Raw genomic sequence first — 22,334 nt, 5'->3', positions numbered from 1 at the left:
GCTGAAATGCTCATGTCAGTTTGCTGCGTTGCAATAGAATTCGATCGTTAGCCTCAAATGTCAAGAACGCGTTACACCCAGAAAGTACCCACATGACCGAACTCGCCCGCAAGCGGCCTGAATTCCGCAACATCAACGCCCTGAAAGACTTGCCCAGCTACCGCCTTCCAGTGGCCGGCATTGTGTCCATCTTGCATCGCATCAGCGGTTTTCTGATGTTTTTGCTGATGCCGCTGATCATCTGGATGTTTGACAACTCCATCTCGTCCGAAATTTCGTTTGCCAAGTTCTCTGCCGCTTTTAACATCGGTATTGGTTTTGTACCGGGCTGGTTCATGAAACTGGTCGCCCTGGCATTGATCTGGGCATACCTGCACCACTTCATTGCAGGTCTGCGTCACCTGTACATGGACACCTTCCACGCCGTGACCAAAGAGTTCGGCAAGTCTTCGGCCATCGTCACCTTGGTTTTGAGCATTGGCCTCACAGCCGTGCTGGGTGCCAAGCTGTTCGGCTTGTACTGATCTGCCCCCTAACAACAAAAAGGAAACTCCACTATGTCCGTGAACTACGGCTCCAAGCGCATCGTGACCGGTGCAGGCTACGGCTTTCGTGACTGGCTCGCGCAACGCGTGACCGGCATTTTGATGGCCCTTTTCACCGTGATTTTGCTGGCCCAGGTGATCTTCACCACGGGTCCCATCGGTTATGAAGAATGGGCGGGTATTTTTGCTTCCCAGTGGATGAAGGTCTTGACCTTTTGCGTGATCCTTTCCCTGCTGTACCACGTCTGGGTGGGCATGCGTGACATCTGGATGGACTATGTCAAGCCCTTGGCCGTGCGCCTGGCCTTGCACGTTTTCACCCTCGTCTGGCTGATCGGCTGTGCTGGCTGGGCTGTTCAGGCCCTGTGGCGCCTGTGATGCGTCAGCCCTCGCCTGTCATTGCGCTGAAACCACACCAACCAAGATAAACCATGAGCTATACCAAAGACAAAATCACCACCCGCAAGTTTGACGTCGTGATCGTCGGCGCCGGTGGTTCGGGCATGCGTGCCTCGCTGCAACTGGCCCGTGCTGGCCTCAATGTCGCCGTGCTGTCCAAAGTGTTCCCCACCCGTTCGCACACCGTGGCGGCCCAAGGCGGCATCGGTGCCAGCTTGGGCAACATGTCGGACGACAACTGGCATTACCACTTCTACGACACCATCAAGGGCTCCGACTGGCTCGGCGACCAGGATGCGATCGAATTCATGTGCCGTGAAGCCCCCAAAGTCGTGTACGACCTGGAACACATGGGCATGCCTTTTGACCGCAACCCCGATGGCACCATTTACCAGCGTCCGTTTGGCGGCCACACCGCCAACTACGGTGAAAAGCCCGTGCAGCGCGCTTGCGCTGCCGCTGACCGTACCGGTCACGCCATGCTGCACACCCTGTACCAACAAAACGTCGCTGCCAAAACCAGCTTCTTTGTCGAATGGATGGCTTTGGACTTGATCCGGGACGCCGAAGGCGATGTGGTCGGCGTGACCGCACTGGAGATGGAAACGGGCGACTTGCACATCCTGCACGCCAAAACCGTGCTGATGGCCACCGGTGGTGCTGGCCGCATTTATGCCGCCTCCACCAATGCCTTCATCAACACCGGTGACGGCTTGGGTATGGCTGCCCGTTCAGGCATCCCGCTCGAAGACATGGAGTTCTGGCAATTCCACCCCACCGGCGTGGCTGGTGCTGGCGTGTTGTTGACCGAAGGCTGCCGTGGCGAAGGCGCGATCTTGCTCAACAGCAATGGCGAACGCTTCATGGAACGCTACGCCCCCACCCTGAAAGACTTGGCCCCGCGTGACTTCGTGTCCCGTTCCATGGACCAGGAAATCAAGGAAGGCCGTGGCTGCGGTCCGAATAAGGACTATGTGCTGCTCAAGCTCGACCACCTCGGTGCTGAGACCATCCACAAACGTCTGCCCTCGGTGTACGAAATTGGTGTCAACTTCGCCAACGTTGACATCACCAAAGAGCCGATTCCTGTTGTGCCCACCATCCATTACCAGATGGGCGGTATCCCGACCAACATCAACGGCCAAGTCGTCATCCAGAACCCCACCGACCACAACGCCGTGGTCAACGGACTGTACGCGGTGGGCGAATGCTCTTGCGTGTCGGTGCACGGTGCCAACCGCCTGGGCACCAACTCCTTGCTCGACTTGCTGGTGTTCGGCCGCGCAGCGGGCAACCACATCGTGGACTTCGCTTCCAAAACCAAGTCGCACAAGCCTTTGCCTGCCGACGCTGCAGACTTCACCCTGAGCCGCTTGAACAAGCTAGAAGGCCGTGGCGGTGAATACGCCCAAGACGTGGCCAACGACATGCGTGCCGCCATGCAGCAACACGCTGGCGTGTTCCGCACCCAGGCCTCCATGGACGAAGGCGTGCAAAAGATCGCGGCCATCCGCGAGCGCGTCAATGCCATTGGCCTGAAGGACACCTCCAAAGTGTTCAACACCGCCCGCATCGAAGCCCTAGAAGTGGACAACCTGATCGAAGCTGCCCAAGCGACCATGGTTTCGGCCGCTGCCCGCCGCGAGTGCCGGGGTGCCCACACCGTGAGCGACTACGAGCGCCCAGCCGATGACGCCGTGGCCCCATTGGGTCGCGACGACGCCAACTGGATGAAGCACACCTTGTGGCACAGCGCCGACAACAGCCTGACCTACAAGCCGGTCAAGCTCAAGCCTTTGACTGTGGACTCCGTGCCACCCAAGGTTCGTACTTTCTAAAGATTGTCTGGACCGCTCACCCTCATTGGCGGTCCACCACCCGAATACACCAGGAGTTCTTTCATGACCCTACGCACTTTTCAGATCTACCGCTACGACCCCGACAAGGACGCCAAGCCCTACATGCAAACCATCCAGGTCGAACTGGACGGCAACGAGCGCATGTTGCTCGACGCCCTGATGAAGCTCAAGGCCGTGGACCCCACGATCTCTTTCCGCCGCTCGTGCCGCGAAGGCGTGTGCGGCTCGGACGCGATGAACATCAACGGCAAAAACGGTCTGGCTTGCCTGACCAACATGAACACTTTGCCCGGCACCATCGTGTTGAAACCCCTGCCAGGCCTGCCCGTGATCCGCGACGTGATCGTGGACATGACCCAGTTCTTCAAGCAATACCACTCGATCAAGCCCTACCTGATCAACAGCACCATCCCGCCCGAGACCGAGCGTCTGCAAAGCCCGGAAGAGCGTGACGAGCTGAACGGCTTGTACGAGTGCATCTTGTGCGCCAGCTGCTCTACCAGCTGCCCCAGCTTCTGGTGGAACCCCGACAAGTTCGTGGGCCCCGCCGGTTTGCTGCAGGCCTACCGCTTCATCGCCGACAGTCGTGACGAAGCCACCGCCGAGCGCCTGGACAACTTGGAAGACCCTTACCGTCTGTTCCGCTGCCACACCATCATGAACTGCGTCGATGTCTGCCCCAAGGGTCTGAACCCCACCAAGGCGATTGGCAAGATCAAAGAGATGATGGTTCGCCGCGCTGTCTGATGACCGTCACCCCCATCCTGGAAGACGCGTCTCTGGTTGGCGCAGACCGCCTCGCTCTTTTGAGCGAGCGGTCGCTGAGCAAGCTGCGCTGGCGCAGCCGACGCGGCCTGCTTGAAAACGATTTGTTCATCGAGCGCTTTTTCAACCGGCACGCTGCTGCGCTGACGGTTGGCCAGGCCCGGGGCATGTACGTGCTGATGGACCTGTCAGACAACGATCTCATGGACTTGCTGCTGCGCCGCACGGAGCTGCAGACCGAGATCAGCACCGAAGAGGTGCGCGAAGTCCTGGACATGTTGAGAGCGTGAACCCAACAGGTTCACCCCCCTGAATTTTTGAGGAAACCCACCATGAAACTCGCCGATAACAAAGCCACCCTGTCGTTCTCCAACGGCAGCCCCAGCATCGAGATGCCCGTTTACTCCGGCAACATCGGTCCCGATGTGATCGACATCCGCAAGCTGTACGGCCAAAGCGGCATGTTCACTTATGACCCGGGTTTTCTGTCCACGGCTTCATGCCAGTCCGCCATCACCTACATCGACGGCGACAAGGGCGAGCTGCTGTACCGCGGCTACCCCATCGAACAGCTGGCCAACAAGGCCGACTACCTGGACACCTGCTACCTGCTCTTGAATGGCGAGTTGCCCGTCGGCCAGCAAAGCAAGGACTTCCACAAGCTGGTCAACAACCACACCATGGTCAACGAGCAAATGCAGTTTTTCCTGCGTGGCTTTCGCCGTGATGCGCACCCCATGGCCGTGTTGACCGGTCTGATTGGCGCTTTGTCGGCCTTCTACCATGACAGCACCGACATCAACAATCCAGAGCATCGCCACATTGCGGCGATCCGTTTGATCGCCAAAATGCCCACCTTGGTGGCCATGGCCTACAAATACGGCGTGGGCCAGCCCTACATGTACCCCCGCAACGAGTTGTCCTATGCGGGCAACTTCCTGCGCATGATGTTTGGTACACCGTGCGAAGACTACGTGGTCAACCCCGTGCTCGAACGCGCCATGGACCGCATCTTCACGCTGCACGCAGACCACGAGCAAAACGCATCGACCTCCACCGTTCGTCTGTGCGGCTCGTCCGGCACCAACCCGTTTGCGGCCATCGCTGCGGGCGTGGCTTGCTTGTGGGGCCCTGCGCACGGCGGTGCCAACGAGGCTTGCCTGAACATGCTCGAAGACATCCAGAAAATGGGGGGCATCTCCAAAGTGGGCGAGTTCATGGAAAAGGTCAAAGACAAAAACTCCGGCGTCAAGCTGATGGGTTTTGGTCACCGCGTTTACAAAAACTACGACCCACGCGCCAAGTTGATGCAAGAAACTTGCGACGAAGTGCTAAAAGAGTTGGGCCTGGAAAACGACCCACTGTTCAAGTTGGCCAAGGCTCTGGAGAAAATCGCTCTGGAAGACGACTACTTCGTCAGCCGCAAGCTCTACCCCAACGTGGACTTCTACTCCGGCATCGTGCAACGCGCCATCGGCATTCCAGTGAACCTCTTCACTGGTGTGTTCGCCTTGGCCCGTACTGTGGGCTGGATTGCCCAACTGAACGAAATGATCAGCGACCCCGAGTACAAAATCGGCCGCCCACGTCAGCTGTTCACCGGCTCTGTGCGCCGCGACGTGCAGCGCTGATCGGTTTTCAACCGAACCCGAAAGCCCGCCTTGTGCGGGCTTTTTTCATGCCTGGTGCAACCCCGTAGGTCGGCGGCTTCAGCCCCGACAATCTTGTCCCATACAAATCTGCGAGCCACATGTCGGGGCTGAAGCCGCCGACCTACAAAATCACAACCACTTGAGGGGACGGGTCCGGGGCCTGGCTGGCCGATTTGCTGGCGCGAAGCGACTGATGAGGCCTGGCAGGCCCCGGATTCGTCCCCTCGAGCCCACGCGAGGGGGGCACTTCATCTGTCCATTGACACAAGCCTTGGCTAGGCATTAGCCAACGCGACTGACACAGCATGCGAACCGCATAAAATGGCAGGTTGCACAGCAAGGAAGCTCCATGGCACGCACGCTCTACGACAAGATCTGGGACGAACACGTCGTCCACACCGAAGAAGACGGCACCTCCGTCCTCTACATTGACCGCCATCTGGTGCACGAAGTCACCAGCCCCCAAGCCTTTGAAGGCCTGCGTCAAGCCGGCCGCAAGGTCTGGCGTGTCAGCTCCATCGTGGCCACCGCCGACCACAACACACCCACCACCGGCTGGGAGTTGGGCTATGACGGCATCACCGACCCGATCAGTAAAGAACAAATCACCACGCTTGACGCGAACATGGCCGAATATGGCTCTGCCGCTTTCTTCCCCTTCCTGTCCAAGCGCCAGGGCATCGTGCACGTCATCGGCCCTGAAAACGGCGCCACCCTGCCCGGCATGACCGTGGTCTGCGGCGACTCGCACACCTCCACCCACGGCGCATTTGGCGCTCTGGCCCACGGCATCGGCACCTCCGAAGTCGAACACGTCATGGCCACGCAAACGCTCTTGGCCAAAAAAGCCAAAAACATGCTGATTAAAGTCGAAGGCACGCTGGCCAAAGGCCTCACGGGCAAAGACATCGTGCTGGCCATCATCGGCAAGATCGGTACCGCAGGCGGCACCGGCTACACCATCGAATTTGCAGGCTCGGCCATCCGGGCACTCAGCATGGAAGGCCGCATGACGGTCTGCAACATGGCCATCGAAGGCGGCGCACGCGCGGGCTTGGTGGCGGTGGACGAAAAAACCATCGAGTACGTCAAAGGCCGTTTGCTCTCGCCCACGGGTGTGGAGTGGGACCACGCCGTGGCCTACTGGAAGACCTTGCAGTCTGACCCCGGCGCGCACTTTGACGCCGTGGTCGAGCTGGACGCCAGCGCCATCGTGCCGCAAGTCACCTGGGGCACCTCGCCCGAAATGGTACTGGGCATCGACGGCCACACGCCCGACCCCGACAAAGAAAAAGACGACGTCAAGCGCGATGCCATTGAGCGTGCACTGACTTACATGGGCTTGCAGCCCGGCAAAGCGCTGGCCGACATCACCATCGACAAGGTATTTATCGGCTCGTGCACCAACAGCCGCATTGAAGACATGCGCGAAGCCGCTGCCGTCGTCAAAAAGCTTGGCCAAAAAGTTGCAAAGAACGTCAAATTGGCCATGGTCGTGCCTGGCTCCGGTTTGGTCAAAGCACAAGCAGAAGCCGAAGGCTTGCACGAAATCTTCAAGGCCGCCGGCTTTGAATGGCGTGAACCCGGTTGCTCCATGTGCTTGGCCATGAACGCCGACCGCCTGGAGCCCGGCGAGCGCTGCGCATCGACCAGCAACCGCAACTTCGAAGGCCGTCAGGGCGCGGGTGGCCGCACCCACCTGGTCAGCCCCGCCATGGCCGCTGCTGCGGCCGTGCACGGCCACTTTGTTGACATCCGCAAATTCGCCTGAACCCAAGGAGCCTGGACATGAACACCCTGATTCGCATGATGCTGATCGCCAGTGTGCTGAGTTTGACCGCGTGCAACACCGTGCGCGGCATCGGTCAGGACATTGAAAAACTGGGTTCCACCATTGAAGGCGCTGCCAAGAAATAAAGCCATGCAAAAATTTACTTTACTCAAAGGCCTGGTGGCCCCGATGGACCGCGCCAACGTGGACACCGACGCCATCATCCCCAAGCAATTCCTCAAGTCGATCCGCAAGACGGGCTTTGGCCCCAACCTGTTCGACGAATGGCGCTACCTCGATGTGGGCTACCCCGGCCAAGACCCGGCCAGCCGCAAGCCCAACCCGGACTTCGTGCTGAACCAGCCTCGCTACCAAGGTGCCAGCATCTTGCTGGCCCGTAAAAACTTTGGCTGCGGGTCATCGCGTGAGCACGCGCCTTGGGCCATCGACCAATACGGCTTTCGCTGCGTGATCGCACCCAGCTTTGCCGACATATTTTTCAACAACTGCTTCAAAAACGGCCTGCTGCCCATCGTGCTGCCCGAAGCGGTGGTGGCCCAACTGTTCGACGAAGTGGCCGCCTTCCCCGGCTACGAACTGACAGTGGACCTGGAACGCCAAGTGGTGGTGCGCCCCCAAGGCCAGGAAATCCCATTTGAAGTGCAAGCCTTCCGCAAGTACTGCCTGCTCAACGGCTTGGACGACATTGGCCTGACCCTGCGCCACGCCGACAAGATCAAGGCCTATGAAGCCGAGCGTCTGGCCACCAAGCCCTGGCTCGCACACACCGCCCATTGACCCCTTGTAGGAGCGGCGCCCCCGCCGCGATGAGCGCACGCCCACCGGTGCACGCGCCATTGCCAAAGGCCGCGCCATCTGCCCAGACACCCCCCTAGGAACCCCCATGAAAATCGCAGTCCTCCCCGGTGATGGCATCGGCACCGAAATCGTCGCTGAAGCCGTCAAAGTCCTGAAAACGCTCGACTTGAAGTTCGAGATGGAAACCGCCTTGGTCGGTGGTGCCGCTTACGACGCCTATGGCCACCCCCTGCCCGAAGCCACACTCAAGCTGGCCATGGACAGTGATGCCGTGCTGTTTGGCGCGGTCGGCGACTGGAAATACGACAAGCTCGACCGCCCCCTGCGCCCCGAGCAAGCCATTTTGGGCCTGCGCAAAAACATGGGCCTGTTCGCCAACTTCCGACCCGCCATTTGCTACGAGCAACTGGTGGGCGCTTCCAGCCTCAAGCCTGAGCTGATTTCGGGTCTGGACATCCTCATCATCCGTGAGCTGACGGGCGACATCTACTTTGGCCAACCACGCGGGCGCCGCATCGCGACCGATGGGCACTTCCCCGGCGCCGAAGAAGCCTTCGACACCATGCGCTACTCCAAGCCCGAGATCGAGCGCATCGCGCACGTCGCCTTCCAGGCCGCCCGCAAGCGCAAAGCTGCGGGCACCGAGGGCCGCGTGACCAGCGTGGACAAAGCCAACGTGCTTGAGACTTTCCAGTTCTGGAAAGACGTGGTCACCGAAGTGGGCAAAGAGTACCCCGACATCGCGCTGGACCACATGTATGTGGACAACGCAGCGATGCAGTTGGTCAAGGAACCCAAGCGTTTTGACGTGGTCGTCACAGGCAACATGTTTGGCGACATCCTGAGCGACGAAGCCTCGATGCTGACGGGCTCGATTGGCATGCTGCCCTCGGCCAGCCTGAACACCAAGAACCAAGGCCTGTACGAGCCCAGCCACGGCAGCGCCCCCGACATCGCGGGCAAAGGCGTGGCCAACCCGCTGGCCACCATCTTGTCCGCCGCCATGATGCTGCGCTTCAGCCTGAACCAGCCCGAAGCCGCCCAACGCATCGAAGCGGCCGTGCAAAACGTCCTGGCCCAAGGTCTGCGCACGGGTGACATCTGGAGTGAAGGTACCACCAAGGTGGGCACCGCGCAAATGGGTGATGCGGTGGTCAAAGCGCTGGGTTGAGCACCCAAAGGATGCTGTCAGGAAGCACTCAGGCAGCATCCATTACAATTTCGGCCATGTTCCACGCCCACCTGTTCTCCCTGAACCTGATCACTGCCGCTGCAGTGGCTGCTGGTGCGCGTGCAACTTCCACAAAAACCACGACCATTAAGGGCTGATCCGGCCTGGTTCGTCGTGCGCCCTCCCGGCCAGACGAGCCGGGCAAACAGTCTGGTCAAACACTGTTTTAAAAACTGAAAGGGCGTTGAAATGAGCAAGTTAGTAGGTTTGGTCGGCTGGCGCGGCATGGTCGGCTCGGTTCTGATGGACCGCATGATTCAGGAAAAAGACTTTGACCTGATCGAGCCATTGTTCTTCTCCACATCGAACGCGGGTGGCAAAGCCCCTTCGATGGCCAAGAACGAAACCACACTCCAAGACGCCTTCAACATCGAGCAGCTCAAGCGCTGCGAGATCATCATCACGGCCCAAGGCGGCGACTACACCTCTGAAGTCTTCCCCAAACTGCGTGCAGCAGGCTGGAACGGGCACTGGATCGACGCGGCTTCGACCCTGCGCATGGAAAAAGACGCGGTCATCATTCTGGACCCGGTCAACATGCCCGTGATCAAGAACGCCTTGGCGCACGGTGGCAAGAACTGGGTGGGCGGCAACTGCACTGTGTCGTGCATGTTGATGGGCGTAGGTGCTTTGTACAAAGCGGGTTTGGTGGAATGGATGAGCACCCAGACTTACCAAGCGGCTTCAGGCGGTGGTGCGCAGCACATGCGCGAATTGCTGACCCAATACGGCACCCTGAACGCCGAAGTCAAATCCTTGCTGGACGATCCCAAGAGCGCCATCCTCGAAATCGATCGGATGGTTGTAGCCAAACAACGCGCCCTGACCGCCTCTGAGACCGCCAATTTTGGCGTGCCACTGGGTGGCTCTTTGATTCCCTGGATCGACAAGGACCTGGGCAACGGCATGTCCAAAGAAGAGTGGAAAGGCATGGCCGAAACCAACAAGATTTTGGGCATGGGCGAGGGTTTTGACTCTGCCGCCATCCCGGTCGACGGTTTTTGCGTGCGCGTGGGTGCCATGCGCTGCCACAGCCAGGCCTTGACCTTCAAACTCAAAAAAGATGTGCCCGTGGCCGACCTCGAAGCCATGATCGCTGCCGACAACGAGTGGGTCAAAGTGATTCCTAACACTCGGGAAGCCACCATCCAGGGCTTGACACCAGTGGCCGTCACCGGCACCATGGCAATCCCGGTGGGAAGAGTACGAAAGTTGGCAATGGGTCCAGAATATGTAGGAGCATTTACCATCGGGGATCAACTTCTTTGGGGTGCAGCGGAACCGCTGCGCCGCATGCTGCGCATTCTGTTGGAAGCCTGAATCTCAGGCCAACGACAAACCATCTTCAGGGAAAAAAATGGGTTCATCAAAACAGGTCAGAGTGACCAGCTTCAAAGTAAAAGCAATCAGTGCTTTGATGGTTTCTGTCTGGGGTTTGCCCACTTTTGCCCTTGAATTAGGCCGACTGCAACTTCAGTCGGCCATTGGTGAGCCCTTGCGTGCAGAAATCGAAATCGCCAAGCTTTTGCCTGAAGAGCTCAAGAGTTTGCGTGTTCAGTTGGCTTCACCCGAAAGTTTCCGCAAGGTCGGCATGGAATTCAACCCCGCCTTGAGGGGGGTCACCGCCACACTGAGAACCGGAGCCAATGGCAACTCCGTGATCGTCTTGAATGGCAAAACACCCGTTCAGGACAACTTCATCGATTTGGTCATCGAAAGCCAATGGGCGACCGGTAATGTGGTCAAAAACTATGCGGTCCTGCTCAATTCGGTCAGTGACAAAAGCAGCGCCAGCGCAGCACCCGCATTGCAATTGCCTGTGACCGGCAACGCAGCCGACACAGCCGCCAACCGTTCGACAGCATCCAGTTCACGACTCAACCCCAGCAGCGTCGAACTCAATGCACAAAAAGTGCCGGTTTATCGCTTTGAGCCGGTCGACAACAAAGCGGCTCCACCCGCCCCTGCTCGGACAGCCAATGGCGCTGCGCCAACGGCCAACGCATCAGAATCGGCACCGGCCGTTCAAGCGCAACCCAAAGCCATTGCCAACCCTCAAGAGGGCGACCGTGTGCTCGTCATGCCAGGGGACACCGCCTCACGATTGGCCATTCGGCATTTGGCGGCCAACATTTCGCTGGACCAAATGCTTTTGGCCATGCTCAAGGCCAATCCCGATGCCTTCATCGAAAACAACGTCAATTTGATCAAGGCGGGAGCCTCATTGCGCATCCCCACCCCGGATGAAGCAGCTCAGATTTCCCGGGGTGAAGCCCGTCAAACGGTGATTGCACAGACTCGCGACTTTGCAGAATACGCCCGACGACTGGCGCAATCGCCCATGGTGATCGGCTCTCGCAACACCCGCGAAATGACGGGCAAAGTGGGCGTCGATGTGCAAAACGTCGATGGACAATCACCCCAGCAAGACAAGCTCACTTTGTCAAAACCCCAAGTCAGCACGGACAGTGCTGAAGCCAAATTGGCCGTTCAGCGTGAAAGTGCCGACAAAGCCAGCCAACTCGAGAGTCTGAACCAGAACCTGAAAGACCTGGAGGCCTTGGCCTCCGGCAAAACCCCTGCCGCTGCAGGCCTTGCTGCCTCAGCCCCTCAAGATGCATCGGCATCGGTGGTCACCGCGCCCGCCCCTGACGCGTCCGAGTCCAATTTGTTCTCGTCCATTCTTGAAAAAACCCAACAAAACAAGGACATCTGGCTGTGGGCTGCAGCGCTCTTGAGCCTGATGATGCTCTTGGTGTTGTGGGTCAGAAAAAAGACCGAACCCCAAGAAGATGTTTTTGCGCCGTCTTACAACGACATCACCGAAAGCGCCATCGAGCCCTCTGCGACACCTGCGCCAGCAGATCAGGGTATTCCAGCCCAAATGTCATCGATTGACTTGAATTTGAATGCGATGGCCTCGGCACCTTCACCGGCGAGCGTGCCCGTGCCCCCCCCTTCGGCGACCCTTGCTGCCGATGAAACCGAAAACAACAAATTGAATCTGGCGCAACAACTGCTCTCCAAAGGGGATCACGATTTGGCACGCGCCCTGATTTTGTCTGTGGCCTCGACCGCCACAGGAGATTTGAAATCACGGGCCTTGCAGATGCTCGGTCAAATCCGGTGAGGCTGGCACTGGGCGTTTGTTACTCGGGTTCAGCCTACCAAGGTTGGCAAAGCCAGTCTTCGGGCCTGACGGTTCAAGACAAGCTGGAGAAAGCGCTCACCCAGTTTGCCAATGTGCCGCGCATCAGCACCCTGTGTGCAGGCCGCACCGATGCGGGGGTGCATGGACTCATGCAGGTGGTGCATTTCGACACCGATTTACAACGCGATCCACAGTCTTGGGTGCGCGGCACCAACCGTTATTTGCCTTCTGACATTGCAGTGCAGTGGGCACAAGTCATGCCTGACTCTTTCCATTGTCGCGCCAGCGCCACGGGCAGGCGCTACATCTATGTGGTGCTCGACTCGGCCGTTCGCCCCAGTCTGGAAACCGGCCGGGTCGGTTGGGTGTACCGGCCTCTGGCCGAAGACGCCATGCACCAGGCCAGCTTGTACCTGCTGGGCGAACATGATTTTTCATCCTTCAGGGCCAGCAGCTGCCAGGCGTTGTCGCCTGTCAAAACACTGCGGCACATCCGCATTTCCAAACAGGGTGCCTACTGGCGATTTGAGTTTGAAGGCAATGCCTTTTTGCACCACATGATTCGCAACATCATGGGCTGCCTGGTGACCATTGGACAAGGCAACCACCCTCCCGAGTGGATGCAAGAGGTCTTGCTGGCCAAAAGTCGTGACGCTGCTGCACCCACGTTTTCACCCGACGGTCTGTACTTTGCAGGCCCTATTTACAGCCCCGACTGGGGTTTGCCCGACACCACCCCGGCTTTTGATTGGTTGCCATGACCCAACCGAACACCACAGTTTGCAACGCTGTACAGCAGCGCACACGCATCAAAATGTGCGGCTTCACCCGCGAAGCCGATGTGCTGGCGGCCTGTGCTGCGGGTGCAGACGCCATCGGCTTTGTGCTTTACCCACCGAGCCCTCGCGCTGTGAGTGTGAACAGGGCTGCCGAGCTGGCCAGCGTGCTGCCCCCCTTTGTGTGCCCGGTGCTGTTGTTCGTCAACGAAAATGCCGACCGCATTCAAGCCGCTTGCAGACAAGTGCCTGGCGCTGTGCTGCAGTTTCATGGCGATGAGTCTCCCGAATTTTGCGAAGCCATGTCGCTGCTCACAGGCCGCCCGCACCTCAAAGCGGCCCGAATCCCCCTGTCCGAAGTCCAGGACTTCGACTTGCTAGAATTCTCCGAAACTCACCACGCTGCCCAAGCCCTCTTGCTCGACGCTCATGTCGACGGATACGGCGGGGGCGGGAAAACATTCAATTGGTCACTGCTGCCACCAAACGTCAATGCTCACCTCGTTTTGTCTGGTGGACTCACACCTGCAAACGTGGGCGATGGCATTCGGGCACTGCGCACGCACGGCCTGTCTCTGGCCGTTGACGTGAGCTCTGGCATCGAGGCAAGCAAGGGCCTCAAAGATGCCGACAAAATGCGGCAGTTTGTCCAAGCGGTGCGCACCGCAGACAACAACCTCTCCTTTTAAAGTATTGAAGGGCTTGCTTCGGCACCCTCTGCAGCGTTCACCACTGCAAGCACCGAGCGGCCCCCGCCCCAACCAAGGCCATCACCATGTTCGAATACCAACAACCCGACCTCAAAGGCCATTTCGGCATCTACGGCGGCAGTTTTGTCAGCGAAACCCTGACACATGCCATCAACGAGCTCAAAGCCGCTTACGCCCAGTACCAGCACGATCCGGCCTTCATGGCCGAATTCAAGTCCGAATTGGCGCACTTTGTGGGCCGTCCCTCCCCCCTCTACCACGCAGCCCGGATGAGCCGTGAGATGGGCGGTGCGCAAATCTTTTTGAAGCGTGAAGACCTCAACCACACCGGTGCCCACAAAATCAACAACACCATTGGCCAAGCCATGCTCGCCAAGCGCATGGGCAAACCGCGCATCATTGCCGAAACAGGCGCTGGCCAACACGGCGTGGCCACCGCCACCATCTGTGCCCGTTATGGTTTGGAATGTGTGGTCTACATGGGCAGTGAAGACGTCAAGCGCCAAAGCCCCAACGTTTACCGCATGAAGCTCTTGGGTGCCACCGTGGTGCCCGTGGAAAGTGGCAGTCGCACCCTCAAAGACGCGCTCAATGAAGCCATGCGCGATTGGGTGGCCAACGTGGACAACACCTTCTACATCATCGGCACCGTGGCCGGTCCACACCCCTACCCGATGATGGTGCGCGACTTCCAGAGCGTGATCGGCGAAGAGTGCCTGACGCAAATGCCCGAGATGTTCAAGTCGCTCAAGATGGCGGAGCAGCAACCGGATGCGGTGATCGCCTGCGTGGGCGGTGGCAGCAACGCCATGGGCATTTTTTACCCCTACATTCCGCACGAGAACACCCGCCTGATCGGCGTAGAAGCGGCTGGCGAAGGCATGGATTCGGGCAAGCACTCGTGCTCGCTGCAACTGGGCAGCCCCGGTGTGTTGCACGGCAACCGCACCTACATCCTGCAAGACGACAACGGCCAAATCACCGAAACCCACAGCGTGAGCGCGGGACTGGACTACCCCGGCGTCGGACCCGAACACGCATTCCTCAAAGACATCGGCCGCGCCGAGTATGTGGGCATCACCGACAAAGAAGCGCTCGAAGCCTTCCACTACCTGTGCCGTACCGAGGGCATCATCCCGGCGCTGGAGTCGAGCCATGCCGTGGCCTACGCCATGAAACTGGCCAAAACCATGCGCCCTGACCAGTCGATCCTGGTCAACCTGTCGGGCCGTGGTGACAAAGACATCGGTACTGTGGCCGATTTGTCGAATGCCGACTTTTTCTGCCGACCCAGCTGCCAAGGCCAGTCGGTCAAAGGCGCTGAGCAGCCTGTGAACTTTGTGAAGTGAGGGCAAAAACATGAGCCGCATCGACACCACCCTCTCCGCCCTCAAAGCCCAAGGCCGCAAAGCCCTGATCCCGTATGTCACGGCTGGTTTTCCGCAAGCGGACACCACCGTCCCCCTGATGCACGCCATGGCCCAAGCCGGGGCCGACGTCATCGAGCTGGGGGTACCGTTTTCGGACCCGTCAGCCGACGGTCCGGTCATCCAGAAAGCCGGTGACAAAGCGCTGGCTTTGGGCATTGGCACCGCGCAGGTGCTGGCCATGGTGCGTGAGTTCCGCCAAACCAACAGCACCACCCCGGTGGTGCTGATGGGTTACGCCAACCCGGTGGAGCGCTACGACCAAAAACACGGCGCTGACAGCTTCATCCGCGACGCCTCGGCAGCGGGTGTGGACGGCGTGCTGATCGTGGACTACCCACCCGAAGAGTGCGTGGAATTTGCCGCCAAGCTCCGAGCACACAGCATGGACCTGATCTTTTTGCTGGCCCCCACCAGCACCGACGAGCGCATGCAGCAGGTGGCCCAGGTGGCCAGCGGCTATGTGTACTATGTGTCGCTCAAGGGCGTGACCGGCTCGGGCACGCTCGACACCGACGCGGTCGAAGCGATGCTGCCGCGCATCCGACAGCACGTCAGTGTGCCCGTCGGCGTGGGGTTTGGCATCCGCGACGCGGCGACTGCCCAAGCCATCAGCCGCGTGGCCGATGCGGTGGTGATCGGCTCACGCCTGATTCAGCTGATCGACGCGGCCCCAGCCGATCAGGTCAATGCTGTGGCCGCCGAGTTCCTGAGCGGTATCCGCCAGGCGCTGGATGCTTGAACAGGCTTGCGTGCCAAAGTCATCAAAAATGACAAAAGCGTTTCGACGATAATCCGCCCCTGAAGGAGAACCCTCATGAGTTGGCTAGAAAAACTGCTTCCCCCCAAAATCCAGCACACCGACCCGGCCGAGCGCCGCACGGTGCCCGAAGGTTTGTGGGTCAAGTGTCCCAGCTGCGAGACCGTGCTTTACAAGACCGACCTCGAAGAAAATCAGAACGTCTGCCCCAGCTGCTCGCATCACCTGCGCATCGGTGCCCGTGCCCGACTCAATGGCTTCCTGGACGGCGAAGGCCGCTACGAAATTGGCCAAGAAGTTTTGCCAGTGGACGCCCTCAAATTCAAGGACAGTCGCAAATACCCCGAACGCCTCAAAGAAGCCATGGACAACACGGGTGAAACTGATGCGCTGGTGGTCATGGGCGGTGCGGTACACAGCATTGAACTGGTCGCGGCGTGTTTTGAGTTCGACTTCATGGGCGGCTCCATGGGCTCGGTGGTGGGTGAACGCTTTGTGCGGGGTGTTGAAACCGCCATCGCACAAAAAGTGCCTTTTGTTTGCTTCACCGCCACGGGCGGTGCACGCATGCAAGAGGGCCTGCTGTCCCTCATGCAAATGGCCAAAACCAACGCCGCGTTGACCCGTCTGGCCAAAAAGGGGCTGCCTTACATCAGCGTACTGACCGACCCGACCATGGGTGGCGTGTCCGCAGGGTTTGCCTTTTTGGGTGACGTGGTCATTGCCGAACCCAAAGCCCTGATTGGCTTTGCAGGCCCGCGCGTGATTGAAAGCACTGTGCGCGTGACTTTGCCCGAAGGCTTCCAGCGTGCCGAGTTTTTGCAAAGCAAAGGGGCTGTGGACTTCATCTGTGACCGCCGCGAACTGCGCAAGACCATTGCCAGCACCTTGGCCATGTTGCAACGCCAACCCGCCGATGCGGTGAGTTGATCACTCAAGACCCGATGACAAAGGCCCTCTTTCGAGGGCCTTTGTCATGGCATGTACCGCCACACGCCCTCAAAATTGGAAAGAACCCCTTCAGCGCATCAGGCTCATTTGCAGGCCTGACAACAGCATGCCGAGTAATTGGAGCACCAACAGCAGCGCCATGGGCGACAAATCAATCCCGCCCATCAAAGGCAACACACGCTGAAATGGGCGCAAAAACGGCTCACACAAACGCATGGCCAAGACATGCATGGGCGTGCCCGGGTTGACCCAAGAGGTGATGGCCAGCACCAGCACCAAGGCGCTCAGGGCAGAGGCGAGCAATTGCGCCAGCCCAACCAGGCTGACCAGGGGCAGCAGACCCCAATTGCCATGTGCCCCTGCGACCAGCCAAAGCAAAATAAACTGCACCAACTTGACCAGCCAGGCGCCCACCAGACTCGACAAATCCCAAGACAAGGCGGGGGGAATCACTTTGCGCAAGGGCAGGATGAGCCAGTCGGTCATCGCGAACACAAAACGCCCCAAAGGTTGATTGAACGATATGCGCTGCCACTGCATCAAAAGACGCAGCAAACACGTGCCCGCCACCAAGCCCGCAAGCACATCCAACACCATATTGACCATTTGAAACCACATTGCTGTTCTCCTGCTCGTGCGATGATACCCAGATGTCCAAGCTGCCCCCTCCACCCCATGACTTGTCGCCGCCATTGCCGCTGTTCCCTTTGTCTACGGTGTTGTTTCCCGGGGCTTTGTTGCCTTTGCAACTGTTTGAACTGCGTTACCTGCAAATGATTGGTGAGTGCGAACGCAAGGGCACCGACTTTGGCATCGTGACGCTGACTCAGGGCCGGGAAGTGCATCGCCCCGGCGAACCCACTGAGCAGTTTGAACTTTTGGGCACCCGCGTGCGGATCGAACGCATCGACAGGCCCCAACCCGGCTTGGTGATGGTCTGGTGCCGGGGGCTGGAGAAATTCCGCATTCAAGACACTCAGCAACGCAGCGACGGCCTTTGGCTCGGTCATGTGCAGGCCTTGCCACCCGAACCCGCCGTGCAAGTGCCCGACGACTTGCAACATTTGTCCACACACATGCACGAAGCCTTGAGCCAACTGAGTCAGCGGCCCAGCGTGGTGCCGCACTGGTCAGAGAGCTGGCGACTGCAAGACTGCAGTTGGCTGTCCAACCGTTGGGGTGAATTACTGCCCCTGCCTTTGCAAATGAAATACCGGCTGTTTGCCCTGAACGAGCCGCTCATGCGGCTGGAACTTGTGGGCGATCTGGTGGCCCCGGCAGAGCCTTCCTCGCAATCCCAAGGTAAACCCGACACCAAGCCCCCTGCGAACTCTTAAAATAGCAGGTTTTGCGCTTTGGCGCAGTCTCACCATTCTTTGCAACCCAGGTACAGGTCGCCCCCGCGCAACCGTCCCCAAACACCGCCCGACATGTCCGATACAAATGCCTCTGCCGCCGCGCAAACGCCAGCCCCACAAGATGAAAACCAGCTGATCGCCGAGCGCCGCGAAAAACTCAAAGCCATGCGCCAGGCGCAGGCCGATGGCAAAGGCGTGGCCTTCCCCAACGACTTCAAACCCGAGCACCACGCCGCCAACCTGCACCAAGCCCATGGCGAGAAAGTCGCCGAAGAACTGAACGGCGAAGGCGTGGCCAAGACCACCGCCAAAGTCGCAGGCCGCATGATGCTCAAGCGCGTGATGGGCAAGGCCAGCTTTGCCACGCTGCAAGACGCCACGGGCCGCATCCAGGTCTATGTGACCCGTGACGATGTGGGCGAAGACCTGTACGCCCTGTTCAAGCACTGGGACTTGGGCGACATCGTGGGCGTGGAAGGCCATTTGTTCAAGACCCGCACGGGCGAGTTGTCGATCCACGCGACCAGCATCCGCATGCTCACCAAGAGCCTGCGGCCCATGCCCGACAAGTTTCATGGTGTGGCCGACCAAGAGGTGAAGTACCGCCAGCGCTATGTGGACCTGATGACCGACGAAGCCGCCCGCAAGCGCTTTGCAGCCCGCAGCAAGGCCGTGAGCGGCATCCGCGAGTTCATGGTTCAGCACGGCTTTTTGGAAGTCGAAACGCCCATGCTGCACCCCATCCCAGGTGGTGCCAATGCCAAGCCGTTTGTGACGCACCACAACGCACTGGACCAAGAGATGTTCTTGCGCATTGCCCCTGAGCTGTACCTCAAGCGCCTGCTGGTGGGCGGCTTTGAACGTGTGTTCGAGATCAATCGCAACTTCCGCAACGAAGGCATCTCGGTGCGCCACAACCCCGAGTTCACCATGATGGAGTTCTACGCGGCGTACTGGAACTACCAGGACCTGATGGGTTTCACCGAAAGCCTGATCCGCGACGCGGCCATGACTGCGGCTGGCACGCTCGATTTGACCTACAACGGCAAGCCGGTCGACCTGAACAAGCCATTTGCCCGCATGACGATCCGCGAAGCCATCGTCAAACACACCGAAGCCGGTGACAACGTCGACAACGCCGAGTGGCTGATCAACGCCCTGAAAAAGCTGGGCATGAGCGAAGCCAAGGACAAACTGTCCACGCGTAGTTTGGCCAGCCTGCAGGTGTTTTATTTCGAGGAAACCGTGGAAGACAAGCTCTGGGAGCCGACCTTCATCATGGAGCACCCGACCGAGATCAGCCCGCTGGCCCGCGCCAACGACACCCGCCCCGAAGTGACCGAGCGCTTTGAGCTCTACATCACAGGGCGCGAATTCGGCAACGGCTTCAGCGAGTTGAACGACGCCGAAGACCAGGCCGCTCGCTTCCAAGCCCAAGTGGCCGCCAAAGACGACGGCGATGACGAAGCCATGTACTACGACCACGACTTTGTGCGTGCGCTCGAATACGGCATGCCCCCCGCAGGCGGCTGCGGCATCGGCATTGACCGCCTGATGATGCTGCTGACCGACAGCGCCAGCATCCGCGATGTGATCCTGTTCCCTGCCCTGCGGCACGTTCAGGAATAAACCTCTTGCTTACTCCAACCGTGTGCGCGTTTTTTGCAGGAAATCCACCAACAGTTTTTCTGTTTTGACGCCACCGTTGGACAGCATCAGCAATTGAAAATTGCGCTGCTTGTTGAAATACAAGGCTGTTCGGTAGGCCCCTAACCTGCCTGTGTGCCCCACACCAGCAGCGGGCAGCGTGCTCGACATGGCGGCCCATCCCCCCAATTGACCGATGTACCAACCATAACCATAACGTTTGCCATCCTCAAAAACGGCGTGTGGAACCATCATGGTGGCCAGTGTTTCGGGTCGAATCAGTTGCTTGTCCATCAATGCATTGACAAATTTCGCCAGGTCATGGATTGAGCTTTTTTGATTGATGGCACCCAACAGGTTGTAGTCTGCCTCGTGGATTTTGCTGTTTTCGGCATAAGGCAAAGCATGGAAAACGCCCATGGCACGCCAACGCTCAGAAGACACTGTGCTGGAGGCCATGCCAGCGGGGTCAAAAACATGCAGTTTCAGGTAATCCCCAAAGTCTTGGCCTGAAACCTGCGCCACCAATTCAGCCAGGAAAATGTAGTTGGTGTTGCTGTAGGCCGCTCGTGTACCGGGTTCAAACTGAAGACGCACATTGTGTTCAAAATGCGCCATCATCCCCTTCAGGTCAAGACCATTGACGCGTCTGCGGGACCACTGATTCATCAAGTCGGGCAAACCCGATTGGTGAGACAACAAGTGGTGAACGGTCACGCCTTGCCACGCTCGCGGCAGACCACGAATGTAGGTGCCGACGGGTGCGTGCAATTCAATGAGACCTTGCTCCTGCAACTGCATCACGGCCAAAGCGGTGAATATTTTGGACAAGGAGGCCAACTCGAAAGTCGTGTCCTCATGAATCAAGTTAGAAAACCCCGCACCCGCATAACCGGTGTCGTGGGCATAGACCAATTGGCCTTGCGAATAAACCCTTAAAGCATACCCGGGCAAATCGGCCGATTCACCCGCTTTGGCAAGGTCTGACAGCTCTTGCCGCAAGCTTTGGCTTGGCTGTGACAGCACACCAAGTGAGGAAACAGGGACACAGGCAACACTCAGAAATCCGCACAAAACGGCGAATACAAGCCGCTTCATTTCAAAAGTTTGACGGGATCAGGGGTCGGTTTGACTTCGCGCACTTCCACATCCACCACATCATCGGACATGCTTTGCGCTGGGCCCGCAGGCCGCCATGCGCCGGCTCGCGCACTGCGCATCTCACGGTATCGCTGCCAGACCACCGCCACTTGGGGTTTTTGGCCCGTCAACAGCCAACGCACACTGGCCCAAACGATGTAAAGCAGCAAAAACACAAGCATGCCCAACATCAACACCAGTCCAAAAAAAGCTAAAAAAAGCTTGAATACCCAGCCGACCATGGTTTGTTTACTCTTCGTTGAAATTCAGTGGTGTCACGGTAACAAATCCAGCGCACGCATGTAATCGGCCGAACGCACCAAGGTTTCCCAATCTCGGGCAATGGCCGTCGGCAACAAGCCCAAACGGCGTTGCTCGCTCACCTCACTCGGCAGCCAATGCCCTTTGACCGCCGCTTCGCTCAAATCGTCCAGCACTTGGTCCAGTTCGGCCCCGCCCCCGACCGATCGGTTGCACAGCAAAGCCAGATCACAGCCCGCATCCAGCGCGGCACGCACGGCTTCGGTGGAGCTCAGGCTGCGACCGTCCATTTGGCGAGCACCGGCCATCGACAAATCGTCGCTGAAAACTGCGCCTTGAAATCCCATCTGGCCACGCAAAATGTCTTGCAACCAGCGCTTCGAAAAACCAGCGGGCCGGGAGTCGACCCGGCTGTAAATGACGTGTGCTGGCATCACGGCGGTGAGCACGCTGCCCAACCAGGAATAAGGCGCGGCATCGTCCGACAAAATGGTCTTGAGGCCGCGCTTGTCCACGGGGATGTCGGTGTGTGAATCGGCCTTGACCGCGCCGTGGCCTGGGAAATGCTTGCCGCAATTGCCCATGCCAGCCTGGAGCAGGCCGTGCATCAGACTGCGGGCCAGCAAGCTCACCACACGCGGGTCTCGCGCCAAAGCGCGGTCACCGATCACCCCACTTTCGCCGTGATCGAGGTCCAGCACTGGGGTAAAGCTGAAATCGACACCACAAGCACGCAATTCGCTGGCCAACACAAAGCCCACCGAAGTCGCCGCCTCGCAGGCCTTGAGCACGCCCGAGCCGGGCTGGCCCTTGTCGTCTTGACCCCAAAGCTCGCCAATGGCCCGCATGCTGGGCAAGTGGGTGAAGCCGTCGGTGCGAAAGCGCTGCACACGACCACCCTCGTGGTCCACCGCGATCAAAAGGTCCGAGCGGATGCTTTTGATCTCGGCGCACAAATCGGTCAGTTGCGCCCGGCTTTGCCAATTGCGGCCAAACAAAATCATGCCGCCGGTCAGCGGGTTCGCCAATCGGCGGCGGTCCACCGCCGTGAGGCTGTGGCCTTCAATGTCCAGGATCAGGGGGGCGTGGATGCTCATGGGTGTCTCAACAGT

23 protein-coding genes are annotated in these 22,334 nt (G+C 59.0%); 19 read left to right on the top strand and 4 right to left on the bottom strand.

Annotation, left to right across the window (positions count from 1 at the left end):
- Positions 1 to 92: 92 nt before the first annotated feature.
- The 17 genes from sdhC to accD all read left to right on the top strand — a co-directional run bounded on the left by sdhC (position 93) and on the right by accD (position 16,795).
- Entirely contained in the window at positions 93 to 524 is a 432-nt protein-coding gene (gene sdhC / locus B9Z48_RS14120; RefSeq protein ID WP_089954858.1) for a succinate dehydrogenase, cytochrome b556 subunit, read from the top strand.
- A 33-nt stretch (positions 525 to 557) separates the two neighbouring features.
- A complete protein-coding gene (sdhD, locus tag B9Z48_RS14115) occupies positions 558 to 923 on the top strand; it encodes a succinate dehydrogenase, hydrophobic membrane anchor protein (protein WP_089954861.1) in 366 nt (121 codons plus the stop codon).
- A 53-nt stretch (positions 924 to 976) separates the two neighbouring features.
- On the top strand, positions 977 to 2,782 hold the full coding sequence (sdhA, locus tag B9Z48_RS14110) for a succinate dehydrogenase flavoprotein subunit (RefSeq protein WP_089954865.1): 1,806 nt from the start codon (positions 977 to 979) through the stop codon (positions 2,780 to 2,782).
- A 63-nt stretch (positions 2,783 to 2,845) separates the two neighbouring features.
- On the top strand, positions 2,846 to 3,550 hold the full coding sequence (locus B9Z48_RS14105) for a succinate dehydrogenase iron-sulfur subunit (RefSeq protein WP_089954868.1): 705 nt from the start codon (positions 2,846 to 2,848) through the stop codon (positions 3,548 to 3,550).
- On the top strand, positions 3,550 to 3,858 hold the full coding sequence (locus B9Z48_RS14100) for a succinate dehydrogenase assembly factor 2 (RefSeq protein ID WP_089954872.1): 309 nt from the start codon (positions 3,550 to 3,552) through the stop codon (positions 3,856 to 3,858). Before B9Z48_RS14105 ends, B9Z48_RS14100 begins: the two co-directional genes overlap by 1 nt.
- Positions 3,859 to 3,900: 42 nt before the next feature.
- Positions 3,901 to 5,199 carry a citrate synthase gene (gltA, locus tag B9Z48_RS14095; protein ID WP_089954876.1) on the top strand — a complete coding sequence of 433 codons (1,299 nt, stop codon included), beginning with the start codon at positions 3,901 to 3,903 and terminating at the stop codon, positions 5,197 to 5,199.
- A gap of 370 nt (positions 5,200 to 5,569) precedes the next feature.
- On the top strand, positions 5,570 to 6,991 hold the full coding sequence (leuC, locus tag B9Z48_RS14090) for a 3-isopropylmalate dehydratase large subunit (RefSeq protein WP_108379199.1): 1,422 nt from the start codon (positions 5,570 to 5,572) through the stop codon (positions 6,989 to 6,991).
- 17 nt (positions 6,992 to 7,008) lie between these two features.
- The gene (locus B9Z48_RS14085; RefSeq protein ID WP_108379197.1) at positions 7,009 to 7,137 is read left to right on the top strand and encodes an entericidin A/B family lipoprotein; all 129 of its coding nucleotides are present in this window, start codon (positions 7,009 to 7,011) and stop codon (positions 7,135 to 7,137) included.
- A gap of 4 nt (positions 7,138 to 7,141) precedes the next feature.
- On the top strand, positions 7,142 to 7,789 hold the full coding sequence (gene leuD, locus B9Z48_RS14080) for a 3-isopropylmalate dehydratase small subunit (protein WP_089954886.1): 648 nt from the start codon (positions 7,142 to 7,144) through the stop codon (positions 7,787 to 7,789).
- A gap of 106 nt (positions 7,790 to 7,895) precedes the next feature.
- Positions 7,896 to 8,981: a 3-isopropylmalate dehydrogenase gene (gene leuB, locus B9Z48_RS14075; RefSeq protein WP_108379195.1), complete on the top strand. Its 1,086-nt coding sequence runs from the start codon at positions 7,896 to 7,898 to the stop codon at positions 8,979 to 8,981.
- A 249-nt stretch (positions 8,982 to 9,230) separates the two neighbouring features.
- Positions 9,231 to 10,361: an aspartate-semialdehyde dehydrogenase gene (asd, locus tag B9Z48_RS14070; RefSeq protein WP_089954893.1), complete on the top strand. Its 1,131-nt coding sequence runs from the start codon at positions 9,231 to 9,233 to the stop codon at positions 10,359 to 10,361.
- A gap of 97 nt (positions 10,362 to 10,458) precedes the next feature.
- Positions 10,459 to 12,171 carry a FimV/HubP family polar landmark protein gene (locus B9Z48_RS14065; RefSeq protein WP_158273272.1) on the top strand — a complete coding sequence of 571 codons (1,713 nt, stop codon included), beginning with the start codon at positions 10,459 to 10,461 and terminating at the stop codon, positions 12,169 to 12,171.
- Positions 12,168 to 12,953, top strand: coding sequence for a tRNA pseudouridine(38-40) synthase TruA (truA, locus tag B9Z48_RS14060; protein WP_108379191.1), 786 nt, complete (start codon positions 12,168 to 12,170; stop codon positions 12,951 to 12,953). Before B9Z48_RS14065 ends, truA begins: the two co-directional genes overlap by 4 nt.
- Positions 12,950 to 13,657: a phosphoribosylanthranilate isomerase gene (locus B9Z48_RS14055; protein WP_089954904.1), complete on the top strand. Its 708-nt coding sequence runs from the start codon at positions 12,950 to 12,952 to the stop codon at positions 13,655 to 13,657. Before truA ends, B9Z48_RS14055 begins: the two co-directional genes overlap by 4 nt.
- Before the next feature lie 86 nt (positions 13,658 to 13,743).
- The gene (trpB, locus tag B9Z48_RS14050) at positions 13,744 to 15,027 is read left to right on the top strand and encodes a tryptophan synthase subunit beta (RefSeq protein ID WP_108379189.1); all 1,284 of its coding nucleotides are present in this window, start codon (positions 13,744 to 13,746) and stop codon (positions 15,025 to 15,027) included.
- A 10-nt stretch (positions 15,028 to 15,037) separates the two neighbouring features.
- Positions 15,038 to 15,847, top strand: a complete 810-nt coding sequence (gene trpA / locus B9Z48_RS14045) for a tryptophan synthase subunit alpha (protein WP_089954911.1) — start codon at positions 15,038 to 15,040, stop codon at positions 15,845 to 15,847.
- A gap of 75 nt (positions 15,848 to 15,922) precedes the next feature.
- Complete coding sequence (accD, locus tag B9Z48_RS14040; protein WP_089954915.1) at positions 15,923 to 16,795, top strand: acetyl-CoA carboxylase, carboxyltransferase subunit beta; 873 nt, start codon at positions 15,923 to 15,925, stop codon at positions 16,793 to 16,795.
- A 90-nt stretch (positions 16,796 to 16,885) separates the two neighbouring features.
- Here accD and B9Z48_RS14035 read toward each other — a convergent pair whose 3' ends face one another.
- Entirely contained in the window at positions 16,886 to 17,434 is a 549-nt protein-coding gene (locus B9Z48_RS14035) for a YggT family protein (RefSeq protein ID WP_089954919.1), read from the bottom strand.
- A gap of 32 nt (positions 17,435 to 17,466) precedes the next feature.
- On the opposite strand from B9Z48_RS14035, the gene B9Z48_RS14030 reads away from it, so the two are divergent.
- Together B9Z48_RS14030 and lysS are read left to right on the top strand one after the other, a co-directional pair.
- Complete coding sequence (locus B9Z48_RS14030; protein ID WP_089954921.1) at positions 17,467 to 18,153, top strand: LON peptidase substrate-binding domain-containing protein; 687 nt, start codon at positions 17,467 to 17,469, stop codon at positions 18,151 to 18,153.
- Positions 18,154 to 18,246: 93 nt separating this feature from the next.
- On the top strand, positions 18,247 to 19,803 hold the full coding sequence (lysS, locus tag B9Z48_RS14025; RefSeq protein ID WP_089955304.1) for a lysine--tRNA ligase: 1,557 nt from the start codon (positions 18,247 to 18,249) through the stop codon (positions 19,801 to 19,803).
- Positions 19,804 to 19,812: 9 nt separating this feature from the next.
- Here the strand turns inward: lysS and B9Z48_RS14020 are convergent, their stop codons facing one another.
- The 3 genes from B9Z48_RS14020 to nagZ all read right to left on the bottom strand — a co-directional run bounded on the left by B9Z48_RS14020 (position 19,813) and on the right by nagZ (position 22,319).
- Positions 19,813 to 20,823 carry a serine hydrolase gene (locus B9Z48_RS14020; RefSeq protein WP_158273271.1) on the bottom strand — a complete coding sequence of 337 codons (1,011 nt, stop codon included), beginning with the start codon at positions 20,821 to 20,823 and terminating at the stop codon, positions 19,813 to 19,815.
- A gap of 92 nt (positions 20,824 to 20,915) precedes the next feature.
- Positions 20,916 to 21,152 carry a hypothetical protein gene (locus tag B9Z48_RS14015; protein ID WP_146186291.1) on the bottom strand — a complete coding sequence of 79 codons (237 nt, stop codon included), beginning with the start codon at positions 21,150 to 21,152 and terminating at the stop codon, positions 20,916 to 20,918.
- Positions 21,153 to 21,236: 84 nt separating this feature from the next.
- The gene (gene nagZ, locus B9Z48_RS14010) at positions 21,237 to 22,319 is read right to left on the bottom strand and encodes a beta-N-acetylhexosaminidase (protein ID WP_089954931.1); all 1,083 of its coding nucleotides are present in this window, start codon (positions 22,317 to 22,319) and stop codon (positions 21,237 to 21,239) included.
- Positions 22,320 to 22,334 lie beyond the last annotated feature (15 nt).

Origin of the sequence: Limnohabitans sp. WS1 (assembly GCF_003063265.1) — a bacterium.
Taxonomy (GTDB): Bacteria; Pseudomonadota; Gammaproteobacteria; order Burkholderiales; family Burkholderiaceae_C; genus Limnohabitans_A.
This window is presented reverse-complemented; position numbering and strand designations above follow the sequence as displayed.

What these genes read in the sequence shown, in the direction of transcription:
- sdhC (WP_089954858.1), top strand. Translation starts at nt 93, where the DNA reads ATGACCGAACTCGCCCGCAAGCGGCCTGAATTCCGCAACATCAACGCC.
- sdhD (WP_089954861.1), top strand. Translation starts at nt 558, where the DNA reads ATGTCCGTGAACTACGGCTCCAAGCGCATCGTGACCGGTGCAGGCTAC.
- sdhA (WP_089954865.1), top strand. Translation starts at nt 977, where the DNA reads ATGAGCTATACCAAAGACAAAATCACCACCCGCAAGTTTGACGTCGTG.
- B9Z48_RS14105 (WP_089954868.1), top strand. Translation starts at nt 2,846, where the DNA reads ATGACCCTACGCACTTTTCAGATCTACCGCTACGACCCCGACAAGGAC.
- B9Z48_RS14100 (WP_089954872.1), top strand. Translation starts at nt 3,550, where the DNA reads ATGACCGTCACCCCCATCCTGGAAGACGCGTCTCTGGTTGGCGCAGAC.
- gltA (WP_089954876.1), top strand. Translation starts at nt 3,901, where the DNA reads ATGAAACTCGCCGATAACAAAGCCACCCTGTCGTTCTCCAACGGCAGC.
- leuC (WP_108379199.1), top strand. Translation starts at nt 5,570, where the DNA reads ATGGCACGCACGCTCTACGACAAGATCTGGGACGAACACGTCGTCCAC.
- B9Z48_RS14085 (WP_108379197.1), top strand. Translation starts at nt 7,009, where the DNA reads ATGAACACCCTGATTCGCATGATGCTGATCGCCAGTGTGCTGAGTTTG.
- leuD (WP_089954886.1), top strand. Translation starts at nt 7,142, where the DNA reads ATGCAAAAATTTACTTTACTCAAAGGCCTGGTGGCCCCGATGGACCGC.
- leuB (WP_108379195.1), top strand. Translation starts at nt 7,896, where the DNA reads ATGAAAATCGCAGTCCTCCCCGGTGATGGCATCGGCACCGAAATCGTC.
- asd (WP_089954893.1), top strand. Translation starts at nt 9,231, where the DNA reads ATGAGCAAGTTAGTAGGTTTGGTCGGCTGGCGCGGCATGGTCGGCTCG.
- B9Z48_RS14065 (WP_158273272.1), top strand. Translation starts at nt 10,459, where the DNA reads ATGGTTTCTGTCTGGGGTTTGCCCACTTTTGCCCTTGAATTAGGCCGA.
- B9Z48_RS14055 (WP_089954904.1), top strand. Translation starts at nt 12,950, where the DNA reads ATGACCCAACCGAACACCACAGTTTGCAACGCTGTACAGCAGCGCACA.
- trpB (WP_108379189.1), top strand. Translation starts at nt 13,744, where the DNA reads ATGTTCGAATACCAACAACCCGACCTCAAAGGCCATTTCGGCATCTAC.
- trpA (WP_089954911.1), top strand. Translation starts at nt 15,038, where the DNA reads ATGAGCCGCATCGACACCACCCTCTCCGCCCTCAAAGCCCAAGGCCGC.
- accD (WP_089954915.1), top strand. Translation starts at nt 15,923, where the DNA reads ATGAGTTGGCTAGAAAAACTGCTTCCCCCCAAAATCCAGCACACCGAC.
- B9Z48_RS14035 (WP_089954919.1), bottom strand. Translation starts at nt 17,434, where the DNA reads ATGTGGTTTCAAATGGTCAATATGGTGTTGGATGTGCTTGCGGGCTTG.
- B9Z48_RS14030 (WP_089954921.1), top strand. Translation starts at nt 17,467, where the DNA reads ATGTCCAAGCTGCCCCCTCCACCCCATGACTTGTCGCCGCCATTGCCG.
- lysS (WP_089955304.1), top strand. Translation starts at nt 18,247, where the DNA reads ATGTCCGATACAAATGCCTCTGCCGCCGCGCAAACGCCAGCCCCACAA.
- B9Z48_RS14015 (WP_146186291.1), bottom strand. Translation starts at nt 21,152, where the DNA reads ATGTTGGGCATGCTTGTGTTTTTGCTGCTTTACATCGTTTGGGCCAGT.
- nagZ (WP_089954931.1), bottom strand. Translation starts at nt 22,319, where the DNA reads ATGAGCATCCACGCCCCCCTGATCCTGGACATTGAAGGCCACAGCCTC.